Source organism: Parabacteroides bouchesdurhonensis, from assembly GCF_900186615.1.
In the GTDB taxonomy this organism is placed as follows: domain Bacteria; phylum Bacteroidota; class Bacteroidia; order Bacteroidales; family Tannerellaceae; genus Parabacteroides; species Parabacteroides bouchesdurhonensis.
The window spans coordinates 2,990,582-3,002,546 of record NZ_LT896588.1 but is presented as its reverse complement, the minus strand read 5'-3'; the positions used below and the strand labels follow the sequence as shown (position 1 = coordinate 3,002,546).

General features: G+C 38.7%; 11 protein-coding genes. All 11 read right to left on the bottom strand.

The window, feature by feature from the left end:
• Positions 1-21: 21 nt before the first annotated feature.
• Positions 22-1,068, bottom strand: a complete 1,047-nt coding sequence (locus tag C1721_RS12935) for a FecR family protein (RefSeq protein ID WP_102408659.1) — start codon at positions 1,066-1,068, stop codon at positions 22-24.
• A gap of 49 nt (positions 1,069-1,117) precedes the next feature.
• Positions 1,118-1,600, bottom strand: coding sequence for an RNA polymerase sigma-70 factor (locus C1721_RS12930; RefSeq protein ID WP_159063585.1), 483 nt, complete (start codon positions 1,598-1,600; stop codon positions 1,118-1,120).
• A 122-nt stretch (positions 1,601-1,722) separates the two neighbouring features.
• The gene (gene dapA, locus C1721_RS12925) at positions 1,723-2,616 is read right to left on the bottom strand and encodes a 4-hydroxy-tetrahydrodipicolinate synthase (protein WP_102408657.1); all 894 of its coding nucleotides are present in this window, start codon (positions 2,614-2,616) and stop codon (positions 1,723-1,725) included.
• A 52-nt stretch (positions 2,617-2,668) separates the two neighbouring features.
• Complete coding sequence (locus C1721_RS12920) at positions 2,669-3,181, bottom strand: DUF6913 domain-containing protein (protein ID WP_102408656.1); 513 nt, start codon at positions 3,179-3,181, stop codon at positions 2,669-2,671.
• The gene (ligA, locus tag C1721_RS12915) at positions 3,178-5,181 is read right to left on the bottom strand and encodes an NAD-dependent DNA ligase LigA (protein WP_102408655.1); all 2,004 of its coding nucleotides are present in this window, start codon (positions 5,179-5,181) and stop codon (positions 3,178-3,180) included. Before ligA ends, C1721_RS12920 begins: the two co-directional genes overlap by 4 nt.
• Before the next feature lie 81 nt (positions 5,182-5,262).
• A complete protein-coding gene (locus C1721_RS12910) occupies positions 5,263-6,216 on the bottom strand; it encodes a PCMD domain-containing protein (RefSeq protein ID WP_102408654.1) in 954 nt (317 codons plus the stop codon).
• Positions 6,217-6,240: 24 nt separating this feature from the next.
• The gene (locus C1721_RS12905; RefSeq protein WP_102408653.1) at positions 6,241-7,344 is read right to left on the bottom strand and encodes a sulfotransferase family protein; all 1,104 of its coding nucleotides are present in this window, start codon (positions 7,342-7,344) and stop codon (positions 6,241-6,243) included.
• Between the two features lie 16 nt (positions 7,345-7,360).
• Entirely contained in the window at positions 7,361-8,794 is a 1,434-nt protein-coding gene (gene cysN / locus C1721_RS12900) for a sulfate adenylyltransferase subunit CysN (RefSeq protein ID WP_102408652.1), read from the bottom strand.
• 13 nt (positions 8,795-8,807) lie between these two features.
• Entirely contained in the window at positions 8,808-9,716 is a 909-nt protein-coding gene (gene cysD, locus C1721_RS12895) for a sulfate adenylyltransferase subunit CysD (RefSeq protein ID WP_102408651.1), read from the bottom strand.
• A 43-nt stretch (positions 9,717-9,759) separates the two neighbouring features.
• A complete protein-coding gene (cysC, locus tag C1721_RS12890; RefSeq protein WP_102409464.1) occupies positions 9,760-10,374 on the bottom strand; it encodes an adenylyl-sulfate kinase in 615 nt (204 codons plus the stop codon).
• Between the two features lie 15 nt (positions 10,375-10,389).
• Positions 10,390-11,943 carry an SLC13 family permease gene (locus tag C1721_RS12885; protein ID WP_102408650.1) on the bottom strand — a complete coding sequence of 518 codons (1,554 nt, stop codon included), beginning with the start codon at positions 11,941-11,943 and terminating at the stop codon, positions 10,390-10,392.
• Positions 11,944-11,965: the final 22 nt, after the last annotated feature.

Below are 11,965 nucleotides of genomic sequence, written 5' to 3'. Positions count from 1 at the left end.
TCGGGTACTATTAATGAACAATTATTTTATAAAAATCGTATTATCCTTTCTTTCCAGTTTAAAATATCCTACTTCATTTAATATGTCAACAATAGTATCAATAGAAAGTGAACGATGACAACGAAAGTGAATATGGCGTGTGGTTACTTCTTTATTCGTAGCTTTTATGTTAAGATTGTACCAACGGCCTATTTCCGCCATCATTTCGGAAAGAGGAATATTGTCGAATACAAAGTAGCCTTGTGTCCACAAAACGGAGTTTTCTACTTTTGTCTCTTTTATCAAAAGATCGCCATTGATAAGGAGTTCCGCATCTTCTCCCGGTTTCATAATCTTTTGACTATTGCTAGAATCTTCTAAAGCTAGACTTCCTTTTACTAATGTAATATGCAGTTGTTCACGTTCATAATTACGGATATTAAAAGAAGTTCCCAGCACCTTCGCTTTAACGCCTCTTGTCTGTATAATAAAAGGATGCAAAGTATCTCTTTTTACATCAAAATACCCTTCACCGTCCAACGTGACATTCCTTTGTCCCGAAACAGCGGATAATTGATAGGTTAACGAGCTCTTAGCATTTAACTGTATCATACTGCTATCCGGCAATAAAACATGAACATTCTTCCCTACCGGAGTTTGTATGGAGTATTTTATATGTTTATCATTTTTAGCGGATGTGAGATCAATACAACTATCTACAATGATAACTGTATTTTCATTTCCATAATTTAAAACAATATTATTCTGTCCGTCTACAGCAGTAAATAAAGTAAGAGGAAGCAAATCATCAGTCCAGTATACAACCGACCTGTAAACAAATAACAATAAAATTGCAGCTGCAACAGCACTCCATGCCACATAAATACGACGGCGCTTATTATTAGCCTTATGTTTGAATGATTGCCAGGCAGAATCCGCGTCAAACATACCGGAAGAACAACATTCTCCCGCATGAAGCAGAAGCTCAGCCATATCCTGAGTTTCTTTATCAGTTACAGGCTGTTGATCTTCTAAAGCATCAATAATATGCTCTAACTGATCATCAGAGATGTCTTTTTCTTTTCTCATAATCACGCTTTCTTATATATACAGTTGAAATTCACTTTAGGGGACTGATTTATTGATTTTTATTTATAGATTCACGTAAAATCCGCAAAGCTTTCATAATATGCTTCTTCACAGCATCAGTCGTTATACCCAACTCTTCGGAGACCTCTTTATATTTCTTATGATGAAAATAACATTGACTTAATATATAACGAGTTCGATCCGGCAAACGGCTACATACGGAATTAATTTTTTCAATCAACTGTTCGTATGCTTCATAATCCGTTTCTATATTTTCTTGAAAAACAGAAACTATTTCTATATAGCGATGTTTTACTTTTTTATGTTCAAGAAAATTTAAACAGCGATGTTTTACTGCTGAATACAGATAAGCATCGACAGATTCTTCTTTTAAAGAGGAATAATTTTTCCAGGCTTGTTCAAAGACATCATTTACAACATCACGGGCGTCTTCAGCATTTTCCAGAAATTGATAAGCAAACATACAAAGCCTCTGATAATTCCTTTTAAAAATTATCTCAAAGTCTTTCATATTACTTTGCTTCCCTGTATACATAATTCTTAATATCAGACAAATAAAAAGCAGTGAAGATAATACCTTAATTATCTTCACCGCTTTTCAGAAATCCTTATTATTCCGTATAAATTGAATCTTTAGCACTTAATACTTAACTGACGCAATACATCACGTATCTTCTCAAAAGTGACAATACGCGTAGGTACTAAAGGCAAACGAAGTTTATTCTCAATAAATCCCATAGCATTCAACATACTTTTCGCACCGGCAGGATTGCCGTCTACAAATAACAGACTGAACAATTCCGTAAAACTATGATGAATTGTACGGGCACTGTCATAATCGCCAGACAACGCCAAACGTACCATGCGGCTAAATTCACGCGGAAAAGCATTTCCTATAACAGAGATTACCCCAATAGCACCTAATGTAATAAGAGGAAATGCTACGCCATCATCACCGGAAATTACGTTGAAATTAGCCGGTTTATTTTTAATAATATCATCCATTTGAGCAATATTGCCCGATGCTTCCTTTACAGCTATCACGTTTTTAAAATCACGGGCAATGCGCAAAGTAGTCTCCGCAGTCATATTGACCCCCGTTCTGCCCGGAACATTATATAATACAATAGGCAACGTTGTTGCTTCTGCTATCGCTTTATAATGTTGATATATACCTTCCTGAGAGGGTTTATTATAGTAAGGAACAACAGATAGAATAGCATCTATCCCTTCAAAATTGTCATTCTTCAATTTATCAACGATCGACCGTGTGCAGTTACCTCCCACTCCCAATACAATAGGAATACGGCCACGAACTTTTGTTATAACCAAATTGATAATATTTTTCTTTTCTTCTTCCGTGAGTGTCGGAGTTTCCGCTGTTGTACCCAGCACGACCAAATAATCCGTTCCGTTCTGCAATTGATAATCCACCAATTTGCCTAACGCCTCGTAGTCTACACTTTCATCTTCTTTGAAGGGAGTGATCAATGCCACACCCATTCCTTTTAAATTTATGTCTGCCATGGGGAAATTATTCCTTTTTGTTATTTAGCACTGCAAAAATAAAGAAATTATATCACTTAGAGCGGATTGTCTGCAAATAAAATAATATGTGTCCGAATAAATGCTTAATATCATCCTTTTCTGTTACAGTAATAGAAAGATCATATAAATCCTGCTCGTTGCGTTTCGCTCCAACCTTAAAATTACAGGGATGTTGTAACATAAGGTACTGCATGGCATAATTATCAGAGTTAGTGAGGTCTATTAATATATCAGCCCGGATATCTTTCAATTTACTACATATTTCTTCTGTCGGATATCCCCAAATATTCAAATCCTTTTTGGGGCATAGTAACAAACCGGATTCATTATCAGCCACTACCGGATTTTCATTATAGACCAATGTCCTCACCTGCTTATGCATCATCCGGAAAGTTTCAAGACAAGGTTCTATATCTTTCTGGTCTTTCGCATCATATATTACTAAAATAAGATGGGCCTCCCTCAGACCTCGGAAACTCCGGTGACGATCTTTCTTTATTAAAGAATGGATCTTCTTCTTTATAAAATAATTAGTTAGAATCATTGGGATAGCATATTTAAAAACTCGTTTTCATTTATAATCTTAACACCAAGCTTTGCTGCTTTTTCCAATTTAGCCGGTCCCATATTCTCCCCGGCAAGAATATAATCAGTCTTACCGGATACAGAAGTACTGTTCTTTCCTCCGTTTTGCTCAATCATCGCTTTATACTCATCCCGGGAATGTTTTGAGAAAGTACCGCTGATAACAATAGTCAAACCCTGTAATTTATCCGAACGATTGGATAATAACTCTTCGGAAACAGCCATCTGCAACCCGTATTCCTTAAGACGAACAACCAAATTTTTGTTCCGTTCCTCACTAAAATAGTCAACAACACTACGAGCTATGCGTTCTCCTATTTCATCCACATTCACAAGATCTTCATAAGTCGCATTTTCCAACTGTTCCATAGAATGAAAAGATGCAGCCAGTCGCTTCGCCATTGTCTCACCAACATAGCGGATACCTAATCCATACAATACACGTTCAAATGGAACTTTTTTTGATTCCTGCAGACTATCCATTAAATTTTGAGCACTCTTTTTTGCCCAACGCTCCAAACGTAATAAATCCGGTATTTGTAGAATATACAAATCCGCAGCATCTTTTATAAGTCCTGCATCATATAAATCTTCTACTGTTTCAGGCCCTATATTTATATCCATCGCCTTGCGGGTAACAAAATGCTCTATTCTCCCTTTAATCTGAGGAGGACACCCGGTTTCATTCGGACAATAATGAGCAGCTTCTCCTTCCGGACGAATCAACCGGGTTCCACATTCCGGACAAATCCGGATAAAACGAACCTTATCGCCAATAAGAATAGAACGCGATTCCAAATCAACACCAACAATCTTTGGTATGATCTCTCCTCCCTTTTCTACATATACATTATCGCCGATATGTAAATCCAAGCCTTCTATGATATCAGCATTATGCAATGAAGCACGTTTAACAACAGTTCCGGCTAATTGTACCGGCACCAGATTAGCAACCGGAGTAATAGCACCTGTACGCCCAACCTGAAAAGAGACAGAATTCAAACGCGTTACCGCGCGTTCCGCCTGAAACTTATAAGCGATAGCCCAACGTGGACTCTTTGCTGTAAACCCTAAATTTTTCTGTTGGCGAAGTGAATTCACTTTCAATACAATGCCATCGGTTGCCACCGGCAAATTCTTCCGTTCTATATTCCAGTAAGCTATATAATCAAATATATCTTGTAAACTATGGCATTTCCGAATTACATCCGGTATCTTAAATCCCCACGAACGAGCAACTTCCAGATTCTCATAATGGCTTTCTGCCGGCAAGCTTTCGCCCAATAAATAATAAAAGTAAGCATCAAGCCTACGGGAAGCCACTATTCTGGAATTTTGTAGTTTCAATGTACCGGATGCCGCGTTTCGCGGATTAGCAAACAAGGATTCCTCCTGTTCTTCCCTCTCTTTATTCAATCGATCAAATTCAGCCCAAGGCAACAACACTTCACCCCGTATTTCAAAATCTTGTGGATAATCATTTCCCCGTAACTTCAAAGGTATGGACCGAATTGTTTTTACATTAGTCGTAACATCATCCCCACGCGTCCCATCCCCACGGGTAACCGCACGAACCAAACGTCCATCTTCGTAAATAAGGGAAATCGATGTGCCATCATATTTCAGTTCGGCAATAATTTCAAATGGTTCATTCAAGGACCGTTCCGTTCTCTCATAGAATTCACGGACCTCTTCTTCCGAATAGGTATTACTCAAGGAAAGCATCGGATAGGTATGTAATACCTGCTCAAAGTCTTTTGATAAGTCACTCCCCACACGTTGAGTAGGTGAACTGAGATCGGCATATTCCGGATAAGCATTTTCAAGAGCCTGCAACTCCTTCATCTTCATATCGAACTCATGATCCGATATTGTCGGGGTTGAAAGCACATAATAATTATAATTATGCTGCTCCAACTCATCACGTAAAGCTTTTATTTTTGCTTCGACCTCTTTCATACTCAAAAATAAGAATTGAAAATGGGAAAATACAAATACCTCTTTAAATTAGCAACTTTCCATTTCCTATTTTCAATTAATTTAATATATCAACTTCACATTATCAATCCAAAAAGTATTTCCGGGAGAACCTATATATGCACCTCCATGGCTGGAAACGAATTGCAATACCATATGCGTCGGCGTCTCATCCGGTTCAGCCCAGCCAATTTCTTTAATAGGGACGCTTTTACCTTCCTTATTCAGAGAATAGCGTTCTTCAACTTGTATTCTCATATAAGGCTTATAATCAGGAAGAGATGTTATATCGCCGTATAAAACAGGATATGTGGCGTTATCCACCCAATCCGGAGTAGAAGCCGTATAACGTTGTACCATAGTACCAACGCGTTTAGCATATATATTTCCTTCTTTATCTTCCCAGCGCTTTTGCAACAAAAGAATTACAGCTATTGAATCTTGCCCTTCAACCACACTCTTACGGCTAAATCCGGTACTGCGTACTCTGTTCTTTTCGGGGGCTGCCTTCACTTTGTAATCAAACCGGAGGGCTTTCGGTCTCTTTGTAAAAGGAACGCCATTTCCCAACATGCTCTGAGGGTTCTTTGTTCCTCTTATAGGCTCATGTACAGTGCCTAAGAAAACAGAGCCGGCAGCTATAACTTCTATATCAATCAATCCTAAAACCTTTACACTTTCAAAGCGAGTTTCCAAACGGGCACACCAGCCATCGCCTCGACGTTCGGGAAAAACAGACGTATTTGTCTTAACAACTCCCGTCACTTTTGCCATTACATTGGATGTTGCCCATGGCGAACCTCCTCTATTATGATAAGCGATATTCCCTTTAATTGTATCCGTAGGACCGGGTTCATAAAGATATTTTGTATTACCTCCGATAATGGCAGATTCATGAATCTCACGTACAACCCATTGATCCATATCTCCATAAGAAAAAGGGACTTCTTGTTCCTGCGCAAATAAAGAACCACTCAGCACTATCAGACCTACTATAACTTTAATCAATTTATCCATTGTCCTTCTATTATATGCTCTATTTTATAAACTGTATCCCCATTCTTTCAGAGCCATCCCCCAATTTTCCTCAACGGTTTTAATCGTCTTATCTTCATACTTATAGCTATTTTTCTTATATCCTTTCTTCTTATCAAGATATTTTTCAATGCTACCTCTTGCTTCACGAAAGCCCGGAAGATTCAATTTATTATATATTTCTTCCGTCATGGAAAAGGCATCACTCTCAAAATCTTCAAATTTCAATTCTATAAGATTGCCCTCAGGTATCAAATGTTTTTCTTCTTCAAACTTATAGAACAATCGTTTATAAACCTCTACGAAATTATGAACTAATACTTCGTCCGGTAAATTCTGTAACTTAAGAGGTTTTATTGTATTTGTAAAAAAGCTACGAGTGCTCTCATATACAGTATATGGATTCCTTTTCAAATATATGAACTTTGCATTGGGAAACATTTCCAACAAAGTTTTTACACGACCGGTATGAGGCGGATTCTTGCTTAAAAATTGAGTTCCGTGAGTATTCCACAAAGAAACTTTCACCAATTTCAAGAACGTATCTTTGAATACCTTCCTTTCTTCTTCCGTAATCTTTTCAAATGTCAAATAACGATCACAATATTCTAACATCCGTTGAGGGAAGAACCAAAAGTTATAATAACTATACGGCATCATATTTGACAGAGCAAACTCTTCTTCTTGAGGAAAATCTACCCTCAACTCCATATTATCCGTAGGACGTTTGTCCGGCATCAAATAGGCCATACTCTTTTTAAAGAAAGGTTGCCCCCAGAGCATTAGATGAGGAAATACCGTTTGATAGGTCGTAGTATAACCAAAATGCTTGTCACATGCCAAAACATTATGAACAAATGTTGTTCCGCTACGCCAATGTCCTAAAACGAATAACGGATCCATTTCTATGGAATTATCAGCGTATTTCCGGTATCTCCGATCTTCTAACGGTTCCAATAAACTAAGCAAACGACAAACTCCTTTCGTCAAATAAAACTTGTTACGATAACCTTTATCTATCGTTTGGTTTGCTGTAACTTTCTTAAAAGTATCCCAATCTGCGCCTACCAAAGTATTGATAGGCAATTTATCAAATTCTAATACCCCCATATATATATATTTTCTTTTATGTCAAGCACTTTATAGGAAGTCCCTGCCGGCCTAATTCTTCGCAAACCGTACGGATAGCATCATAATGCTCTTTTCCGATACCAAGTTCTACCAGATTCAGAACAGCCAAAGCATCTTCCTTAACCATATCTTTAGCATCTACACGGTCTATTATCATTCCGACAGCAGATGTATTATTTGAAATCGGGTCTATCAATATGAATGCACCTGTTTGTTTATTTTTCTGATATGGATCGAAAAACAATTCTTTTCCTGTAGTAAATACAACACGTCCGATTTCGTTCAATTCCAAATGATCTACAGAAGACTGCTCCATTGTATTCACATTCACTTTATAACGAATACTATCTATACGCGCCCGGGTTGTATTTGTTGTCTGCTTAATATAGAATTGCTTATTCACATCCATAGGTTCTTCATCCATCCAGACCAGCATTGCTTCAAAATTCCGGTCCTCCATAGGTACATTGTCCGGATGTACAAGCATTTCTCCCCGGGAAACGTCTATTTCATCTTCCAAAGTTATAGTTACGCACTGGGGAGGAAAAGCATAATCCAGTTCACCCTCATAAGTTACAATACTTTTCACTTTTGATGTTTTACGGGAAGGCAAAGCCATCACCACATCCCCTTTCCTTACAACGCCACTTGACACCTTGCCACAGAAGCCACGAAAATCCAGGTTCGGACGCAATACATATTGTACCGGATAGCGAAAATCCTCATAATTGCGATCGAGGTCAATAGGAACTGTTTCCAGAAAATCCAATAAAGAAGGCCCTTCATACCACGGAGTCCGCGCACTCTTTTCCACCACATTGTCACCATCCAAAGCAGACAAAGGGATACAGGTAATATCCGGAATATTCAATGAAGCAACAAATTGCTTATAATCGGAAACAATATCATCAAATACTTGTTTGTCGAAATTAGTCAAGTCCATCTTGTTGACTGCCAGCACAACATGTTTTATACCTAACAGAGAAACCAAATAAGTATGACGTCGTGTCTGGGTGATCACTCCCGTACGGGCATCCACCAGAATAATAGCCAGATTTGCGGTTGAACCTCCGGTTATCATATTACGGGTATATTGTTCATGTCCCGGAGTATCAGCAATAATAAACTTACGGTTATTCGTACTGAAATAACGGTAAGCAACATCTATTGTTATACCTTGTTCGCGTTCGGCTTTCAGGCCGTCAAGCAACAAAGCATAATCAATATGTTCACCGGCATTCCCCATACGTTTGCTGTCCCGTTCGAGGGCATCTAACTGATCTTCATATAGTTTTTTACTGTCAAACAATAAACGTCCGATCAAAGTCGATTTACCGTCATCCACTGAACCTGCGGTAAGAAAACGAAGCAAATCTTTTTGTTCGTCCTTATCCAAAAACTCCTTTATATTTAATTTACTATCTGCCATAGTTGTCAATCATTTAAAAATAGCCTTCACGTTTTTTCTGTTCCATACTCGCATCCTGGTCGAAGTCGATTACACGCGTTGTTCTTTCGCTTTTCGTTGTAGTCATCATCTCTTCCACAATTTTTTCAATTGTATCGGCATTACTCTCTACCGCTCCGGTTAACGGCCAGCATCCTAATGTACGAAAACGCACCATACACATCTGTATTTGGCTGCGATACTGTTCCGGCAGCCGGTCATCATCCGCCATAATCAAATTCCCGTCAATCTCAACAATCGGACGTTCTTTGGCAAAATATAACGGTACAATCGGGATATTCTCCAATCTGATATACTGCCAGATATCCAACTCCGTCCAGTTTGAAAGCGGGAATACACGGATGCTTTCCCCTTTGTGAACACGGGCATTGTAAATATCCCACAATTCCGGACGCTGGTTTTTAGGATCCCATTGATGGAACTTGTCACGAAAAGAATATATACGTTCTTTCGCACGGCTCTTTTCTTCATCACGGCGGGCACCGCCAAAAGCCGCGTCAAATTTATATTTATCCAAAGCATGGAGTAACGCCTGTGTTTTCATAAGGTCCGTATGCACCTTACTGCCATGAGTAAAAGGACCTACTCCGGCATGAAAAGCCTCCATATTTGATTCGACAATAAGATTCCAACCATATTTCTTCGCATAATTATCACGGAACTCTATCATTTCTTTAAACTTCCATTTGGAATCGATGTGCATTAACGGGAAAGGAACTTTTCCCGGAGCAAAAGCCTTCTCGGCCAAACGTACCATTACGGAAGAATCTTTTCCGATAGAATAAAGCATAACAGGATTCTCAAACTCAGCTGCAACTTCACGAATAATGTGAATAGATTCCGCCTCCAATTCCTGTAGATGACTCAATTTATAGTCTGACATACTAATTTTATTTTAGTAGAAAACCGGAAATAAAAATTCCCAATTATTCTTTAAGTTGTACTTTAGGTAATATTAATTCTAACAAGCTATTTACCGATTCTTCTATACTTAATACAGAAGTATCCAGAGACAATGCAGGATGAGCCGGTGCTTCAAATGGAGCAGATATACCGGTAAAATCTTTTATTTCTCCTTTACGGGCCTTAGCATATAATCCTTTCACATCCCGTCTTTCACATTCCTCCAACGGGGTACTGATATATATTTCCAAAAAATTATCTTTTCCTATTATGGAAGATGCCATTTCACGCATTTCGTTATTCGGGCTGATAAATGCCGCAATCGTTATGATACCGGTATCAATAAATAACTTACTGACTTCGGCTATACGACGGATATTCTCTATCCTGTCTTCCGGAGAAAAGCCCAAATTATTATTAATGCCGCTCCGGATGTTATCACCGTCCAAAATACGGCAGAGTAATCCTCTTTTTTGCAATTCTCGTTCTAATGCAATAGCAATTGTACTTTTACCCGAACCACTTAAACCTGTGAACCAAACCATCACACTATGTTGGCCCAACAAATTTTCCTTGTCTTCTCTGCTCAACATCCGGTCAAAGATCGGATAAATGTTTGCAGAGCCAGTTTCTTTCATCATTCTTTAAAATATTTAAAACTTCCAGATCATTGGTATTACAAATATAGAAATTAAAAAAGTAATCAGGTTTAACGGTAATCCGATCTTAACAAAATCAGTAAACTTATAACCGCCAACACCTTGTACAATCAAGTTGGTCTGATAACCAATCGGAGTACTGAAACTTGCCGAGGCAGCCATACAAATCACTACAAAAAACGGAGTTGGATCTACTCCCAATTGCATCGCAACAGAAAGAGCTATCGGAAAGCTTAATGCTGCCGCCGCATTATTTGTAATAAGTTCCGTAAATATATTTGTAATAATAAACAATATCGCTAATAAAGCGTAAGGACCTAAATTATCGGCCATACTGATAATATGGCGGGCTATCATCGCAGCAAAGCCGGAATTTTCCATAGCTTTACTGATAGCAAAAGCACAAGCAATCGTTATCAATATATCCCACGATATATATTTGGTATATTTTTTAGGAGGGAATATTTTTGTCCACGCCATGATGATGGTTGTTATACAGACGAAGAAAAACATATCCAATTTCATACCGGGTACAGCCTCTTTCACAGCAGGCAATTCACCAATAGTAGCACCTGTAATCATAAAAATCAACAGTCCCAAAGCTAACCACCGTTTACTTTTTGAGACAGGCTCTGTTCCTTCACTTCCGTTTGCCAACATTAAAAAGACACTGGATTCTCCCCAGGTAGGAATAAATGAATCATCCGCCCAAAGCACCAATGTGTCTCCTTCATGAAGAACGACATTTTCCAGATTATGGGTAAACCGCTGTCCTCCGCTCTTCACCTCCTTCACAATCGCACCATAATGCCTTGTAAAATTAAACTCGCCCAATGTTTTGTTAATACCGGGAAACCGGGAGCCTAATACAGCCTCTACCCTATGCAGATTACTGGGGCTTTCTTCCTCCGCATCATCAGACAGGTTGTCTGCCCGTTCATCGGGAAGTAATTTATTAGAAAACAGAAACAGATATATTATACCGGCTATCGCTATAAATATCCCTACACGTCCTAACTCGAACATAGTGAACCCTTCGTATCCGGCATCCAGAATCATTCCATGTATTACAAGGTTGGTAGAAGTTCCTATCAGCGTACAGATACCGCCTAAGATAGTAACATAAGACAAGGGAATCAAGAATTTGGTAGCCGGTAACTTAACCGATTCGGCCCAACGTTTTACGATAGGAGCAAAAATAACAACGACAGGAGTATTATTCAGGAATGCGGAAATAAAAGCAACCGGAGGTAACATACGAAGCTGAGCTTTGAAAACGGTAGTCTTTTTCACGGGAAGCAATTTCTTTATTAATTGCCCTAATGCACCACTCTGACGGATACCTTCACTAACAAGGAATAACATGGCAACCGTTATCATTCCTTTATTACTAAAACCTTCCAACATCTCTCTAGGAGTTAATATACCCACACATAAAAACAGTACCACTACCGTTAGTAGTACCATTCCGGGGCGCATACAATCCCACACGAGTGCCGCAATCATACCGATCAAAGCCAGCAAAACAAATATCATCTCAAAGTTCATGCCCACTTATTCTGTCTATTAT